This window comes from Falsiroseomonas sp., from assembly GCF_041690465.1.
Lineage (GTDB): Bacteria > Pseudomonadota > Alphaproteobacteria > Acetobacterales > Acetobacteraceae > Falsiroseomonas.
The window spans coordinates 1-15980 of record NZ_JAWLHG010000070.1; the positions used below are offsets into that span (position 1 = coordinate 1).

The 15980-nt window shown below is 69.3% G+C and carries 14 protein-coding genes; 8 read left to right on the forward strand and 6 right to left on the reverse strand.

Translation table 11 applies throughout. The features are described from left to right. Positions 1–10 precede the first annotated feature (10 nt). The gene (locus tag ACESM1_RS28910; RefSeq protein WP_372624685.1) at positions 11–862 is read right to left on the reverse strand and encodes a shikimate dehydrogenase family protein; all 852 of its coding nucleotides are present in this window, start codon (positions 860–862) and stop codon (positions 11–13) included. A 105-nt stretch (positions 863–967) separates the two neighbouring features. Between ACESM1_RS28910 and ACESM1_RS28915 the strand changes: the two genes are divergently transcribed. Then, positions 968–2581: an ABC transporter substrate-binding protein gene (locus tag ACESM1_RS28915; protein ID WP_372624686.1), complete on the forward strand. Its 1614-nt coding sequence runs from the start codon at positions 968–970 to the stop codon at positions 2579–2581. 18 nt (positions 2582–2599) lie between these two features. On the opposite strand, the gene ACESM1_RS28920 is transcribed toward ACESM1_RS28915, so the two are convergent. After that, positions 2600–3367 carry an enoyl-CoA hydratase/isomerase family protein gene (locus ACESM1_RS28920; RefSeq protein WP_372624687.1) on the reverse strand — a complete coding sequence of 256 codons (768 nt, stop codon included), beginning with the start codon at positions 3365–3367 and terminating at the stop codon, positions 2600–2602. Positions 3368–3439: 72 nt separating this feature from the next. Here ACESM1_RS28920 and ACESM1_RS28925 point away from each other — a divergent pair, with 72 nt between their 5' ends. The 5 genes from ACESM1_RS28925 to ACESM1_RS28945 are packed head-to-tail and all read left to right on the forward strand — an operon-like array spanning position 3440 to position 9345. After that, a complete protein-coding gene (locus ACESM1_RS28925) occupies positions 3440–4450 on the forward strand; it encodes an ABC transporter permease (RefSeq protein WP_372624688.1) in 1011 nt (336 codons plus the stop codon). Continuing rightward, entirely contained in the window at positions 4447–5319 is an 873-nt protein-coding gene (locus tag ACESM1_RS28930; RefSeq protein ID WP_372624689.1) for an ABC transporter permease, read from the forward strand. The genes ACESM1_RS28925 and ACESM1_RS28930 overlap by 4 nt, the downstream gene beginning before the upstream one ends. Continuing rightward, complete coding sequence (locus ACESM1_RS28935) at positions 5319–7367, forward strand: dipeptide ABC transporter ATP-binding protein (RefSeq protein WP_372624690.1); 2049 nt, start codon at positions 5319–5321, stop codon at positions 7365–7367. The genes ACESM1_RS28930 and ACESM1_RS28935 overlap by 1 nt, the downstream gene beginning before the upstream one ends. Continuing rightward, positions 7364–8905 (forward strand): acyl CoA:acetate/3-ketoacid CoA transferase, encoded by a 1542-nt coding sequence (locus tag ACESM1_RS28940; RefSeq protein WP_372624691.1) that lies wholly within the window; start codon positions 7364–7366, stop codon positions 8903–8905. The genes ACESM1_RS28935 and ACESM1_RS28940 overlap by 4 nt, the downstream gene beginning before the upstream one ends. After that, a complete protein-coding gene (locus tag ACESM1_RS28945; protein WP_372624692.1) occupies positions 8902–9345 on the forward strand; it encodes a MaoC family dehydratase in 444 nt (147 codons plus the stop codon). The genes ACESM1_RS28940 and ACESM1_RS28945 overlap by 4 nt, the downstream gene beginning before the upstream one ends. Positions 9346–10216: 871 nt before the next feature. Here ACESM1_RS28945 and ACESM1_RS28950 read toward each other — a convergent pair. From ACESM1_RS28950 to ACESM1_RS28965, 4 genes are all read right to left on the reverse strand, one after another. After that, a complete protein-coding gene (locus ACESM1_RS28950) occupies positions 10217–10519 on the reverse strand; it encodes a hypothetical protein (RefSeq protein ID WP_372624693.1) in 303 nt (100 codons plus the stop codon). Positions 10520–10594: 75 nt separating this feature from the next. Next, entirely contained in the window at positions 10595–11650 is a 1056-nt protein-coding gene (locus ACESM1_RS28955) for a ketopantoate reductase family protein (RefSeq protein ID WP_372624694.1), read from the reverse strand. Positions 11651–11673: 23 nt separating this feature from the next. Beyond that, positions 11674–12240, reverse strand: a complete 567-nt coding sequence (locus ACESM1_RS28960) for a carboxymuconolactone decarboxylase family protein (RefSeq protein ID WP_372624695.1) — start codon at positions 12238–12240, stop codon at positions 11674–11676. A 69-nt stretch (positions 12241–12309) separates the two neighbouring features. After that, positions 12310–13290 carry a Bug family tripartite tricarboxylate transporter substrate binding protein gene (locus tag ACESM1_RS28965; protein ID WP_372624696.1) on the reverse strand — a complete coding sequence of 327 codons (981 nt, stop codon included), beginning with the start codon at positions 13288–13290 and terminating at the stop codon, positions 12310–12312. Between the two features lie 563 nt (positions 13291–13853). Here ACESM1_RS28965 and ACESM1_RS28970 point away from each other — a divergent pair. Together ACESM1_RS28970 and ACESM1_RS28975 are read left to right on the forward strand one after the other, a co-directional pair. Continuing rightward, positions 13854–15401 (forward strand): N-6 DNA methylase, encoded by a 1548-nt coding sequence (locus tag ACESM1_RS28970; RefSeq protein ID WP_372624697.1) that lies wholly within the window; start codon positions 13854–13856, stop codon positions 15399–15401. Then, a partial coding sequence (locus tag ACESM1_RS28975; RefSeq protein WP_372624698.1) for a restriction endonuclease subunit S occupies positions 15398–15980 on the forward strand: 583 nt, incomplete at its 3' end. The genes ACESM1_RS28970 and ACESM1_RS28975, both read left to right, overlap by 4 nt.

The window sequence follows — 15980 nt, forward strand, 5'->3', positions numbered from 1 at the left end:
CATACCTAATCTAAAGGGCTGCTGCCTCCTCCCAGCCCGCGATGCCGAGCCAAGCCGCGGCAAGCCTTGCTTGGCCTTCATGCATCGACCGGCCAGTCACGGTGGGGCACCCCGCGGCCCGCGCCGCGGCAACCAGCGGCGTCACCTCCGGGTTCGGGATAACGTCGGCCACCAACTGCCCGGCCCGCAGCGCGCCGGGGTCGAGCGGTAAAGGGTCGTCGGGACGGAGGCCGAGCGGCGTGGCGTTCACCACGATGTCGAAGCCGGCGGGATCAGGGGACGCGACCGCCACCTCAGACGCGGAATGCGCCGCACGCAGCGCTACGGCCACCGCCTCCGCCCGACCCGGCGCCGCATCATGCAGCGCCAGCCGCGCCGCGCCGGCTCGGACCAGCGCATGGGCGATGGCGCGGCCGGCCGCGCCGCAGCCGACCTGCAGGATCGTCGCGCCCGCGACCTTGTGACCAGCGCGTTCCAGCCCATCGCGGAAGCCCTCGCCATCGAACATTTCGCCTTCCCAGCCGCCGCCGGGCCGCCGACGCACGATGTTCACCGTGCCGGTTGCGCGCGCCGTCGGGCCGAGCGCATCGAGCAGCGGCAGCACCGCCGTCTTGTGCGGCATGGTGATGACCAGCCCTTCCAGATTCTCGAGCAGCGTCAGGCCGCGCCAGGCCGTCGGCAGTGCGCCGTCGCGCACCTGGAAGGGCAGGAACGCCGCGTCGCGCCCGAGCCGGGCGAAAACGAGGTTGAAAAGCGCCGGCGAGCGGAGCGGCGCGACGGGATCGCCGATAATGCCGAACAGCCTGGTCGTGCCGGTGATCGCGACGGCGCCCGGCGCCGGTGTCGGAGCTTCACGCTTCACAGGCAGCCTCGCCGCACTCTACTGTTTCGCCCAGACGTGCCAGCCTGGCGTGCCAAGCCTTGCAACGACCCGAGAACAGCATCGGGCGACCATGAGGAAATGTCCATGACGATCATGTCACTCTCGCGTCGCGACCTCGTCCGTCTCCTCGGCGCCTCCGCCGCGGCGCTGCCGTTGCTGCCGGGCGGCCGGGCGCTCGCGCAGGCACGAGGCCGCACGCTGGTCATCGGCATCGATATCTCGGACAGCATCACCTTCGATCCCGTGCGGCAGGCGCAATACACGCCGCCGATGACGCTGGCCGCCTGCTACGACAGCCTGCTGACGCTGGATCGCGATGACCTCGTAAACCCGAAGCCCTCGCTCGCCACCGCGTGGACGCGGCGGCCCGGCGGCGATGGCTGGCGCTTCACCTTGCGCGAGGGCGTCAAGTTCGCGAGCGGTGCGGTGATGACGCCGGAAGACGTGAAGTTCTCCTTCGACCGGCTTATCAACATGAAGGAGCAGACGCAGCAATACATCAAGGCGGTTGACCGCGTGGAGGTGGTGGACGGTAGGACCGTCGACTTCATCCTGAGCGCGCCAAACGCCCCGATCCTGCCCATCCTCTGCAACCCCGGATGCTCAGTCCTGGAGAAGGCGGTGCTACTGAGCCACGGCGCCGTGCAGGGCACCGATGCCAAGGAGAAGGACGCGGCGACGGAGTGGCTGAACAGCAACTCCGCCGGCACCGGCCCCTATCGGCTGGTGCGGTGGGAGCGCAATGCGCAGATCCAGCTGCAGGCGAACCCGAACCACTGGCGCGGCGCCCCCGCCTTCGAACGCGTGGTGATCCGCCACCTGTCGGACAGCGCGGCGCAGCTGCTCGCAGTGCGGCGCGGCGACGTGCACGCCGCCTTCAACCTGATCCCCGAGCAGATCGCGACACTGCGCAATGAGCCCAATGTGCGGCTCGAGAAGCTGCCGAGCCTCGACTTCGTCTACATGGCAGTCACCCAGAACGCCGAGGCCAATCCGGCGCTGGCGAAGATGGAAGCGCGGCAGGCTATCGGGCACGCCATCGACTATGATGGCATCATCAACGGCTTGCTCGGCGGCGTCGCGCTGCGGCCGGCGCATTTCCTGCCGATCGGCGTGAACGGCAGCACCGAGGCGATCGCGCGGCGGATCGGCTACAGCCAGAACCTGGACCGCGCGCGGCAGCTGCTGCAGGCGGCCGGGCTGCCGAACGGCTTCGAGATGGAGATCGCCTATGGCAACGCGGCGGTGGCCGGCGTCTCCTACCAAGTGCTCGGGCAGAAGCTGCAATCGGACCTCGCGCGGGTCGGCATTAAGGTGACGCTGAACCCGATGGACCAGGTGAACCTGCGCACCACCTACACGCAGGGGCGGGCGGCCGGCGGCGTGCTGACCTTCTGGAATCCGCCGGCGGTTTCCAACGACCTCTGGGCAAGCGCGGTGGTGGAGCGCGTGGCGCGACGCGTGCACTGGACGGTGCCGCCGGCGATGACCGCGCTGGTCAAGCGAGCCTCGGAGGAACAGGATCTGGCCAAGGCGCTCGACCTTTGGGTCGAGTGGCAGCAGAAGGTGGTGGACGAGGCGCACCACTTCGTCCTGTTCCAGCCGATCTACCAGATCGCAGTGCGGAACAGCATTAAGGACTTCCCGCTGACCGCCGCGGGATGGCAGCTCGATCTCGGCGAGGTGACGCCGGCCTGAACCGGCGGGGCGCGGCCTTCAACGCGTGAAGGTCGCGTCCCGCTTCTCGTTGAAGGCCCGGATGCCTTCCAGGTGGTCGCCGGCGGAGAAGCACAGCACGTTCATCTCGTTCTCATATGTCAGGCCGGCGCTGAGCGGCGCCTCCATCGCCATGCGCATCGCCGCCTTGACCGACTGCACCGCGACTGGGCTGAGCGCCGCCAGCCGCTGCGCCACGGCGTAGGCGCGGTCGAGCAGCGCCGCCTGCGGCACCACCTCCTCGACCAGGCCGAGCCGCTCTGCCTCGCCGGCGTCGATCGGGTCGCCGAGCATGAGCAGCCGCGCAGCGCGGGCCTGGCCGATCATGCGCGGCAGGATTTGCGACGCGCCGCCGCCGCCCACCCATCCCCGCTGCACCTCCGGGAAGCCGAGCCGCATTGTCTCGGCGCCGATACGCAGATCGGCCGAGAGCGCCATCTCCGCCCCGCCGCCGAGCACCCAGCCCTGCAGCGCCGCCACAACCGGCTTGCGGATGTTGCGGATGGCCGTGGCGTATTCCACGCGGTTACGGAAATGCCATGCGGAGGGGTAGGCGGCCAGCGCGTTGAGGTCGCTACCGGCGCAGAAGGCGCGCTCGCCGGCACCGCGCAGCAGCACCGCGCGGACCCCGTCATCGGCATCGAGCGCCCGCGAGAGCTCGGCCAGACGGGCCGCCATCGCGGGCGTGACGGCGTTGTGCTTGGTGGCGCGGTCCAGGATCAACTCTGCCACGCCGTCCGCGACCAGCATCCGCACATCGCCGTCCATGCGGGCTCTCCCTGCCTTGCTGACATTGCTCCGATGGGGGCAAGCTAGGGCGAAAGGGGAGGTGCCGTCCACGTGCCGCGCTACATCGCGACCCGTCTCGTCTCCGCCGCCGTCATGGCGGTGCTGGCCAGCCTCGTGGTGTTCCTGATCTCGGCCCTAGTGCCGGGCGACCCCGTGCTGGCGCAGCTTGGCGACATGGCCGCGTCCAACCCCGAGACGGTGTCGGAATGGCGCGCAAAATGGGGCCTCGACCTGCCGCTGTGGGAACGCTACGGCATCTTCCTCAACGGCCTGCTGCATGGCGACCTCGGCATCTCTATCGCCACCCGCCGGCCGGTGCTGGAGGACATCGCGCAATACGCGCCGGCGACGATCGAGCTCGCCACCGTCTCCTTCCTGCTGACGCTGGTCGTCGGCATCCCGCTCGGCGTGGCGGCAGCGGTGTGGCGCGACGGCTGGGTGGATTCGGCGGCGCGCGTGGTGTCGCTGCTCGGCGTCTCCTCGCCAACCTTCTGGCTTGCCTTCATCATGCTGGCGATCTTCTACGGCTGGCTCGGCTGGGCGCCGGGGCCAGGTCGGATCGATCCCATCGCCTTCCCGCCGGAAGGCCCGACCGGGCTGTTCCTGGTGGATGCCGCGCTCGATGGTGACTGGGAGACCTGGTGGGATGCAGCATCGCATCTGGTGCTGCCGGCCATCGTGCTGGCCGCCGCCACCATCGGCCTGATCACCCGCACCACCCGCGCCGCGATGCTGGACAGCCTCGGGCAGGATTACGTGCGCGTGGCCCGCGCGAAGGGGCTGCGCGCGGGGGTGATCGTGCTGCGCCATGCGCTGCCGAATGCGCTGGTGCCGGTGGTCACGCTGGGTGGCCTCGCCTATGCCAACCTGCTGGCCGGCGCGGTGATGACGGAGACGGTGTTCTCCTGGCCTGGACTAGGGCGCTACACCTTTCGCTCCGCCGCGGCGCTCGACTTCCCCGCGATCATCGGCATCACGCTGGTGGTCTCGGCGACCTACCTGCTGGTGAACCTGATCGTGGATCTCTCCTACGCGATGCTCGACCCGCGGGTGCGGCGATGAGCGTCTCCGCCACCGTCGCGGCCGTGGTGCCGGTCGCACGGCCGCGCTGGCGGCGGCGGCTGCGACGCTACGGGCCGGCCTGGGCGGGAACGGCGCTGGTCGTCGCCTGGATCCTGGTGGCGATCTTCGCGCCGCTGATCGCGCCCTACCCGCCGGATGCGCAGAACATTACCGACCGCCTGCTGCCGCCCTCCGCCGAGCATCTGCTCGGCACCGATGTGCTCGGCCGCGACGTGTTCTCCCGCCTGATCTACGGCGCGCGGCTGTCGCTGACGGCGGGCTTCACGGTGGTGCTGCTGGGGGCGGCGATCGGCATCACGGTCGGCATCGTCGCCGCCTGGTCGCGCGGGCTGGTGGACGAGGCGATGATGCGCTTCACCGACCTGGTGCTGTGCTTTCCGCCGATCATCCTCGCCCTCGCGATCGCCGCCGCGCTCGGGATCGGCACCACCAACACCATCCTGGCGATGCTGGTGGTGTGGTGGCCGAAATTCGCACGCCTCGCGCGCGCGCTGGCGCTGGTGCAGCGCAGCCAGGAATATGTCGAGGCGGCGACGGTGCTGGGCCTCAGGCCGATCCGCATCCTCGGCCGCCACATACTGCCCAACACCTTCGGGCCGATAGCGGTGCTGATCTCGCTCGACCTCGGCAATGCGATCCTCACCTTCGCCGGCCTGTCCTTCCTCGGCCTCGGCGTGGTGCCGCCGACACCGGAATGGGGCTCGATGGTGTCGGAGGGGCGCGAGCTGGTGGAGCAATGGTGGGTGGCCACCTTCCCCGGGCTGGCGATCCTCACCGTCGTGGTCGGCTTCAACTTCCTCGGCGACGGGCTGCGGGACTGGCTCGACCCGAAGGCGCGGTCGCGCTGATGGAGGGCATCCAGGCCGATCGCGGCACCGCCGCCACGACCAAGCCTGTTCTCGAGGTCGAAGAGCTGCGCACCGTCTTCCTCACCGATGACGGCGCGGTGCATGCGGTGGACGGCGTCTCCTTCACCGTCGGCCCCGGCGAGACGCTCGGCATCGTCGGCGAGAGCGGCTCGGGCAAGAGCGTCACCGCGCTGTCGCTGATGCGGCTGCTGGAGGAGCCCGCGCGGATCATCGGCGGCGCCGTGCGCTTCCAGGGGCGCGACGTGCTGGCGATGCGCCAGGACGAGCTGCGCGCCTGGCGCGGCGACCGCGCGGCGATGGTGTTCCAGGACCCGATGACGGGGCTCAACCCGGTGATCCGCATCCTGCGCCAGGTGACGGAGCACATGGTCAGCCATGGAAAGCAGACGAAGGCCAGCGCGAAGCCGCGCGCGGTGGAGCTGCTGCGGCGGATGGGCATCGCAGCGCCCGAACGCGCCGCCGCTTCCTTCCCGCACCAGTTCTCCGGCGGCATGCGCCAGCGCGTGATGCTGGCGATCGGCGTGGCGAACGACCCGGCTCTGCTGATCGCGGACGAGCCCACCACCGCCCTCGACGTCACCATCCAGGCGCAGATCCTCGACCTGCTGCGTGGCCTGAACGAGGAGTTCGGCACGGCGATCGTGCTGATCTCGCACGACCTCGGCGTGATCGGCACGGTCTGCCGGCGCGTCGCGGTGATGTATGCCGGCGAGGTGGTGGAGGAAGCCGAGACCGCCGCCGTGCTCACCGACCCGCGCCACCCCTATGCCTGGGCGCTGGTCAATGCGGTGCCGCGGTTGGACAGCCCGGCGGGCACGCGGCTCGCTTCCATCGAAGGCGGACCGCCGAGCGCGCTCGACCCGCCGCCGGGTTGCCGCTTCGCGCCGCGCTGCCCGTTCAGGATCGCGCGCTGCGAGACCGATCACCCGCCGCTGATGGAGGTCGCGCCGGGCCGCCGGGCGCGCTGCTGGGTGACGATGGACGGCCGCAGGCTGCCGCCGCCGCCGGTCGCCGCCGAGGCCGCGGCGCGCAGCCTGCCAGCCGAGGAGAATCCGCTTCTGGAAGCCGAGGGGCTGGTCAAGCATTTCGCAACGGGCCGCGACGGCTTCTTCGGCCCGCAGCGTATCGTGCATGCCGTGAACGGGGTGGATTTGCGGCTGCGCCGTGGCGAGGCGCTCGGCATCGTCGGCGAGAGCGGCTGCGGCAAATCCACCCTTGCGCGGCTGGTCACACGCCTGCACGAACCGACCGCGGGCCTGCTCCGCTTCGAGGGCCGCGACATCACCCATGCCACGCCCGCCGAGATGCGGCCGCTGCGGCCGCGCATGGGCATGGTGTTCCAGGACCCCTACGCCTCGCTCAATCCGCGCATGACAGTGGGCGACGCGCTGGCCGAGCCGCTGCTGGCGCATGACCGCGCGAAGAATCCGGCCGAGGCGCGCAAGCGCGTGCTGGATTTGATGGCGACGGTCGGCCTCAAGCCGGAATGGGCGACGCGCTTCCCGCATGAATTCTCCGGCGGCCAGCGACAGCGCGTCTCCATCGCGCGCTCGCTGGCCCTGCAGCCGGATCTGGTGGTGGCCGACGAGCCGGTTTCGGCGCTCGACGTTAACGTGCAGGCACAGGTGCTGAATCTGATGCTGGAGCTGCGCGAGAAGCTCGGGCTTTCCTACCTGTTCATTGCGCATGACCTGGCGGTGGTGCGCGCCTTCTGCGACCGCGTGGCGGTGATGTATCTCGGCCGCATCGTCGAGCAGGGCCCGGCCTTCGAGCTTTTCGCAAAGCCGCTGCACCCCTACACCGTCGCGCTGATCTCCGCCGTGCCGGAGCCGGGCGCCGAGCGCGTGGTGCTGGGCGGCGAGCCGCCCTCGACCTTCTCGCTGCCGACCGGCTGTGCCTTCCGCGGCCGCTGCCCGGTGGCGCGCCCGGCCTGCGAGGCGCCGCCGCCGCTCGCCGAGGTGGCGCCGGGCCATCTCGTCGCCTGCCACTTCCCCGGCTCCTTCACGCGTCCCGGACACACCGCATGAGGATCATCACCGCACCGCAGGCCGCCGCACTGCTGCGCGACGGCGACAGCTTGCTGGTCGGCGGCTCCGGCGGCGGCCATGCCGTGCCGGAGGCGCTGCTGGCCGCGGTCGGCGAGCGCTTCCGCGCGACGGGGTCGCCGCGCGGGATCTCGGCAATCCATCCGGTCGGGCTCGGCGACGGCGCAACGCGCGGTGCCGGGCATCTCGCGCAGGAAGGGCTGCTGAAGCGCTCCGTCGCCGGCACCTTCGTCAATTCGCCGGGCATCGCGCGGCTGGCAATCGAGGAGAAGATCGAGGCCTACACCATGCCGCAGGGCGCGATGTCGCAGCTGATGCGCGAGATGGCGGCCGGCCGTCCCGGGCTGCTGACGAAGACCGGGCTGCACACCTTCGTGGATCCACGTCTCGGCGGCGGCAAGCAGAGCCGCCGTGCCACCGAAGATCTGGTCGAGCTGCAGCAATTCCGCGGCGAGGACTACCTGTTCTACAAGCCTTTCGTGCCGAACGTCGCCTTTCTGCGCGGCTCGGCGGCGGATGCGAACGGCAACATCTCGATGGAGCACGAGGCGGTGACGCTGGAGATGCTCTCCATGGCGCAGGCCACGCGCCGCGCCGGCGGCCTCGTCATCGTGCAGGTGAAGCGGATGGTGGCGGCCGGCACGCTGCATCCGAAGATGGTCAAGGTGCCGGGCATCCTGGTGGATGCCGTGGTGCTCGCGCCGGAGCAGTGGCAGACCTACGAGACCGAGGACAGCCTCGCCTATTCCGGCCATCAGCGCGTGTCGCTCGACGAGGTGCCGCGCCTGCCGCCGGGGCCGCGCCGCATCATCGCCCGGCGCGGCGCGCTCGAGCTGTTCGAGGGCGCGATCTGCAACCTCGGTTCCGGCGTTTCCACCGGCATCGCCAATGTCGCGGCGGAGGAAGCGATCCTGCACCGCATCTGCCTCACCAACGAGCAGGGCAACATCGGCGGCGCGCCGGCCAGCGGCAACGAGGCGGGTGCGGCGCTCTCGCCCGACGCGCAGATCGACCAGCCCTACCAGTTCGACTTTTACGATGGCGGCGGGCTCGACCTCGCCTTCCTCTCCTTCGCGGAGTTCGACGCCGAGGGCAACGTCAACGTCTCCCGCTTCGCCGGCCGCATCGTCGGTCCCGGCGGCTTCATCAACATCTCGCAGGGTGCAGGATCGGTGGTGTTCGGCGGCACGCTCGCGGCGAATGGGGCGCCGAAGGCGGTGCGGCAGGTGGAGCAGATCACCTTCTCCGGCCGCTACGCGCGCCAGCGCGGCCAGCAGGTGCTGTATGTGACGGAGCGCGCGGTGTTCCGCCTCGGCGCGGAGGGCCCGGAGCTGATCGAGGTCGCGCCCGGCGCCGACGTCGAGCACGACGTGATCGCCGCCATGGCGTTCCGCCCGCGCATCTCGCCGGCACTGCGGCCGATGAATGCGCGGCTGTTCGTCGACGGGCTGATGGGTCTGGCCACGCGGCTCGCGCCGGCACGAAACGCCTCGGCACGGCTGGCGGAGATCACGGCATGAGCGGCGGGCCAACCTTCCTGCAGGTGGGCGACAGCGTGGAATTTACCCGCACCCTCTCCGCCGCCGACATCGCCGCCTTCGCCGAGCTCAGCGGCGACCATGACCCCGTCCACACCGACGAGGCGTTCGCCCGGACCACCGCCTTCGGCCGCATCATCGCGCATGGCGCGCTGGTGATGGGCCTGCCTTCCGCGACCGCGTCGATGATGTCGAAGCGCTCGTTGGAGCGGGGTGCGCGCGGCACGCCGGTCTCGGCCGGCTATGACCGCGTGCGCTTCATCCGCCCGGTCTTCGCCGGCGACACGCTGACCGCGCGCTACACGATCGAGGCAGTGGACGACGCCGCCGGCCGCAGCCGGGCCCGCGTGGAGGTGGTCAATAACGACGGCCAGACCTGCGCCTTGGCGACCCATATACTGGTCTGGGTCGCACCGGGCTGACGCGCCCCGTCCCGCCGCCTGACGGGATGCTGGCTCCTCTAGGCGCTGAAGCGCAGCGCGCTCTGGGATCCGTCACGCCACGCCGAGCCGGGAGAGGTCCCGAGCCTCGGCCGCATCCTTGCTGATCAGACCGGTCGCGTCGGCGTGCAGGAGGCCGAGACGAGGGTCGAGACAGCCTACCGCGAGCATCTCTACTGAAGGGTTTCGCGGATGGTGCGCTTCACCGACAGTTATTCCTGTGACGGCGCGTGAATTCTGACTGGCAATGGGCTATAATATTGCTCGTAGGGCAGCGCGCCCTGCGCCGTGTCTGTCGCCCATAGGGCGGCGTCACGCAGTCAGCCGCCGGCAACGGCGCCGATCCACAGCGCCCCCACCGCGATCAAGGCGGATGGGTAAGCGCGATGAGGCCAGCTGAGGCCGAACCGGCGATCACTGCTTCCTTGCCATGGGAAGTGGGGTTCCACCGGGCCGCACCCCATCGGGGCATCGGCAAACGGACCACGCATAGACGTGGGCAACGCGAAGGCACTGCGACCCACACCCTGCCAGGTGTAGATAGGCAACGCGCCAGGCAGGCACCGAGCGACACCGAAAGGTGTGGATGACGGTAGTGACGACCTGGATACGGCGCTCCCCAGGTCTCCGGCGGCGCAGCCGGAAGCTACTTTCCCGGCGGCCCCGCAAAGAGACCCCATCACTCCCTGACCCAGGTGCGAAGCAACTCGGACACCGTCCGGGTGACCCTATCGCGCTGAAGGTCGGGGGGGATAAGGCCATCATAGATTCAAATACTTACACCGTCGATAGGCAATTATTCTAGTTGCCTGAGAGTATTACACTGGGAGCAAGGTGATCTTGCTGAGGCTGGTCATGAATCTGACTTGAAGTGCTTCATTACCTCGGTCAGCACCTCAATAACTTCGTCCCGCTTCGCCAGTTCCACCATGCCATCCTCCCGGTCCAGTCCGAGCCGCCGCAGGAACAGGAACAGCAGTGCGGTCCGCACTTCCAGCCGCGTCTCCCCCTCCACCATCCCATAGTCCGCTTCGATCACCCGCCGCTGCCCGGCGCTGAGCGTCGCCCTGGGGCATAGCCGGACCACCACCACCCGCCCCCAGTCGTCGTCCCGCGGCACCTCACCCGCCGGGCGCTCGCCGTCCAGCTCGACCATGCGCGGTGTCGTTGTGCTGTCCAGCGTCAAGGTCGAAGGCCCGCAGGCGCAACGAATTGCTTCGGCATGGAGCCGTCACGCGGCCGGGTAGGAGGTCCCGTCCAGGTCACGCAATTCGGCGAGGTTTGCCGGGTGCATGGCGCGTTCGCCCAGCTCCAGCGCATGCACGATCTCGACCAGCCGCGCCACAAGCGGCACCGCGATCCCGTGCCGGCGGCCGAGGTCCACCACTGCGCCGAGTTGTGCATCCACCTCAGTCCGCCGCCGCCGCACAGCCAGGTCGCGCCAGATGCCGCTGCGCGGCTTATGCGAGCGCCGGTTCAACGTCGCCATCTCGGTCAAGCTGCGCCGAACCGCGGCGCCATCGCGCGAGCTGCTAAAGCGTAGCGCAGTCGCATCGAAACCATCCACCGCCTCGGACCGCACGCCCTCGGCCTCGGCCACGGCGATCACCTCGGCCGCGAGGTTCGCGAGCATGGCCCGGTTCGCATCCGCGTCCAGAACGTCGGCGATCGGCTCGCCGGATATGGCTGTGGCGAACAGCCAGGCGCCATAGGCCTCCTTGCCCCAGAGATGACCCCAGATGTTCGTCGTGGCCTCGGTATTGGCGACGTAGCCGTCCCGCAGAAGGGCCACCAGAGCGGCGACACGCGGCGTAAGGCGGCCGTCAAGTTCTCCGATCCGGATCGTCCCAGGCCCGCCGAACAGGATGCGTCCCGGCTCGAGGTAGTCGGCCGCCATCGAGTTGATGCAGGCGGCGAGCGTGCGGCCAGCACCGACCAGTCCAGCGACCGCATGCGGGTTCAGGCCGTTCTGCATCGAGAGCACGACGCTCTCCGGCCCGAGCAGCGGCAGCACCGGCTGCAGGGCCTTCTCCGTGTCCTGCGCCTTCACGGTCAGCACGACGGTTGCCGGCACCTCACCCGTCAGCGCCGCGGCAAGGCCATCTGGCGTGGCCGCGCGGCTGCGCGCGGTGAAACTCTCACGGCCTTCGAGCCGCAGGCCGGGGCCCCGGATCGCCTCGACGTGCGCCGCGACGCTGTCCACCAGCAGCACGTCCTGTCCCGCGCGGACCAGATAGGCCCCAAGGCTGCCGCCGATCGCGCCGGCGCCGATGATGACGAGCGTCATGCGCGAACTTCCTGCTCCGCGCTCTAGGCGCCGCCCCGCGCACCGCGGTGGAAGCTTGTCCCCGCCTCGACCACTCCGGGCGAGTCCGGCTGCACTTCCATGGCGATGATGCTGGAGGCGATGCAGAGATAGTAGCCGGCGATGATGTTGATGTCGGTGATCTGCCGCGGCGTCAGGAGGGCAGCCAGCCGCGCGAAGACCGGCTCCGGCACGCCCTTGAGCGCGGCATAGGCGAAGGCGTAGTCGCAGATCGCCGCATCCGTTGCACTCAACCCCTCCGGCGTGCGTCCTTCCCGCAGAGCCTGAAGTTGCGGCTCGCTGAGCCCCGCCTGCTGACCGAGCGGCGCGTGGTGGTGCCAGGCATAGGCAACCCCGCGGCCGGTGATCAGGATCACCAGTTCCCTCTGCAGCTCCGTCAGCTCCGTGCCATAGCGGCAATAGCTACCGAGCTCGACGATAGCCGCCAGTCCGGCCGGGGCATGCGCGAAGGATTTCATCACGTTGGAAACGACGCCGCGCGTGCGGCGGAACGCCGCGAAGGCCGCCGCCAATTCGGGCGAGGTGTCGGGATCGGCCTCGGGTAGGCGCATGCTCACGTCTCCATCTTTGCGAGGGCGACCTCGCCCTGAACGAGGGCAGGCCGCACCGGTCAGGCGACGTCAGCCCTGCGGCTCTATGCCCGCCGTGCGGACGATCTCCTCGAACCGCCTGCGGTCGTCGCGGATGAGCTGCGCGAAGGCCTCGATGCCAAGTTTGCCAGGCACCACGCCCATTGCCGCGTAGCGCGCTGCGAAGTCTGGTGCGTCGAGGATCGGGCGCATCGCATCCGCGACCTTCTTAACGATGTGTCCGGGCAGCCCGGCCGGCCCGCAGATACCCCACCATGCGCCCATGTCGAAGCCAGGATAGCCGGATTCTGCCACCGTTGGCACGTCGGGCACCACCGAGAGTCGCTCCGCGCCGGAGACTGCGAGAGCGCGCAGCGAGCCTGCCGCGATGTGCGGCAGTGCCGGCGCGACCGACAGGAAGGCGCAGGGCACGCGCCCGGTGGTGAGGTCCACCAGCGCATCGGCATCGCCGCGATACGTGATGTGGTCCAGCTGGATGCCGGCGACGTGCATGAAAAGGCTCGTGGTCAGGTGCGGTCCCGCGCCGACACCAGACGAAGCGTAGCTGACCGAACCAGGCGGCCGCGACTTCACATGAGCGACGAATTCCGCGACCGTGCGCGCTGGGAAGTCCTTGTGCACCATCAGGAAGTAGGGTGAGCGTGCGCCCAGCGCGATTGGCGTGAAATCGCGCACCGGATCCCAGGTCAGGTTGCGCCGCACGCTGGGCGCCAGCACATGCGCACTGGAGATGGAGAACAGCGTGTAGCCGTCCGGCTCCGCCTTGGCCGCCGCATCCGCGGCGATGCCGCCGGCCGCGCCTGAACGGTTCTCCACGAGCACCGGCTGGCCGAGCGCATCGCCGAGCGGCGCTGCGATGCCACGCATCACCAGGTCGTTGGCGCCGCCAGCGGGGTAACCGACCAGCAGGCGAATGCTGCGCGTGGGCCAAGCGCTCTGCGCCAGGGCAGGCGCGGCAAGCGCGGAGCCGGCGCCGGCAAGCAGGACGCGGCGCGTGATGGCAGGAGTCATCGTGGTAGCCTCCCTCTTTGTGTTGCCTATCGTGGCGACTGTCGCGTGTCGCGTCCGGACAGGTGAGCTGATGGTAACAGCTACTCAGCCTCCAGCATGGCGAGCACTGTCGCGCTTCGCAAGGCTTGCCTGACCGCAACCGCCCTGATGCACCCGGATTCCGGCGCGTCCGCAACGCGCAGCCGATCCCGGGTGCAAAGACACTCACTAGCCCATCGAGTGATCGACGCCGATTCCTGGCTGGAGGTGTCCCACCTCGATGGCGGCCCTTATCTCGGCCTGCCACTGCGCCTCGCTGTGACGATATGCTCGCTGCCATGCAAGGCAGTCGCGACGCCGAGGTCCGCGACGTCTGCGAGGCCCGCGCCGAAGCCGTCAGCGTCGGATCAAACGAGGGACTCGCCCGCCTGGACCGTCCGCGTCGTGAACGCTGCATTGCGATCCCGGCAACTGATCAAGGCAGTGGCACCCCCTGGCCAAGCGCACCCGTTCCTTGCACATGCTCACGATCCGGTGTTTGGGCTGGCTATCCCGAGCCGCCGGAGGTCACGACAGGGACCACGATGCTCACCGGCGAACTTCGCAACCAGATCGATCGCATCTGGGACAGCTTCTGGACGGGCGGCATTTCCAACCCGCTCGAGGTCATCGAGCAGATCACCTACCTCCTCTTCATCCGCCGCCTCGACGAGCTGCACACGCTGGAGGAAGCGAAGGCATCCCGCCTGAAGCGCCCCATGGCCCGCCGCATCTTCCCCGAGGGCATGAGCGGCGAAGGCCGGAATGCCCGCCCCTATGAAGACCTCCGCTGGTCCCGCTTCCGCCATTTCGCGGCGTCCGAGATGTTCGCCGTGGTGGGCGAGCATGTCTTCCCCTTCCTGCGCACCCTCGGCGGCGACGGCTCCACCTATTCCCACCACATGAAGGACGCCCGCTTCACCATCCCCACCCCGGCGCTGCTGGCCCGGGTGGTCGACATGCTGGAAGCCGTGCCGATGGAGGACACGGACACCAAGGGCGACATCTACGAATACATGCTCGGCAAGATTGCCTCCGCCGGGCAGAACGGCCAGTTCCGCACGCCGCGCCACCTCATCCGCCTGATGGTCGAGATGACGGCGCCGGGGCCCAAGGACGTCATCGTGGACCCCGCCAGCGGCACCTGCGGCTTCCTGGTCGCCGCCGGCGAATACGTCCAGCGCCACCACGCCGCCGCGCTGCACGAGGATGCGGCGCGCGAGCACTTCCATCACGGCATGTTCCATGGCTTCGACTTCGACGGCACCATGCTGCGCATCGGCAGCATGAACATGCTGCTGCACGGGGTGGAGAACCCAGATGTGCGCTATCGCGACAGCCTGGCTCAGGACCATGCCGAGGACGCCGAGCGCTACACCCTGGTGCTGGCCAACCCGCCCTTCGCCGGCTCGCTGGACGTGGAGACGGTGGCGAAGGACCTCACCGCCATCGTCAAGACCCGCAAGACGGAGCTGCTGTTTCTCGCGCTCTTCCTGCGACTGCTGAAGCCTGGCGGCCGGGCGGCGGTGATCGTGCCGGACGGCGTGCTGTTCGGCAGCAGCAAGGCGCACAAGGAGCTGCGGCGGATGCTGGTGGAGGATCACCGGCTGGACGGCGTGGTGAGCCTGCCCGCCGGCGTGTTCCGCCCCTATGCCGGCGTGAGCTGCGCCATCCTGCTGTTCACCCGCACCGACAGCGGCGGGACGGATGGCGTGTGGTTCTATGACATGCAGGCCGACGGCTGGAGCCTGGACGACAAGCGCACGCCGCTGCTGCCCGAGGCGAAACTCGGCCCGGTGCCGGCCGAGGCGTTGACCGAGGCCGAGCAGGCGAAGAACAACCTGCCGGACGTGCTTTCCCGCTGGCGCCGGCGCGGCGACGCGGAGCGCGCCCGCCCGCGCACCGCCCAGAGTTTCTGGGTGCCGAAGGCGGAGATCGCGGCGGCGGGCTACGACCTCTCGCTGAACCGCTACAAGGAGGTGGTGCGGGAGGAGGTGCAGCAGCGCACGCCGAAGGAGATCCTGGCCGAGCTGCGGCGACTGGAGACAGAGATCGGCGAGGGGATGGCGCGGCTGGAGGGTATGCTGTCGTGAGCGCCGATCGCACCGCGGCCCTAGCAGATTTCTGCACCATCTTTCAGGGTGGTCGCCACAAGCTTTCGGGCAACGACTTCGTTCCAGCCGGCTTTCCCGCCTACGGTGCTGACGGCATGAACGGCTATCTGCCCATGCGCGAGTTTAGCCAGCCTGCCATTGTGCTGTCGTCTATCGGTGCGCGATGCGGAAAGTGCTTCCACGCAGATGGCGAGTGGACGAGCCTTGCGAACACGCAGATCATCCTCCCGGACTCCGAGCGCGCGGACACGCGGTTTCTCTGGCATCAGCTGAACGATGAAGGGCGGTGGCCGCGGTCAGGAACCGCTCAACCCTTCATCAAGCCTTCTGACGTGAAGGCCCATCGCGTTTTCCTGCCGCCGCTCGCTGAGCAGCGCCGCATCGCCGCCATCCTCGACGAGGCCGACGCGCTGCGGGCGAACCGGCGAGCGGCGCTGGCGCAACTCGACGAGATGGCGCGGGCGATCTTCGTGGAGATGTTTGGGGATCCAGCGACCAACCCGAAGGACCACTCGATTGTGCCCTTGAAACGGATTGGCCGCCTGGACCGCGGTGTAT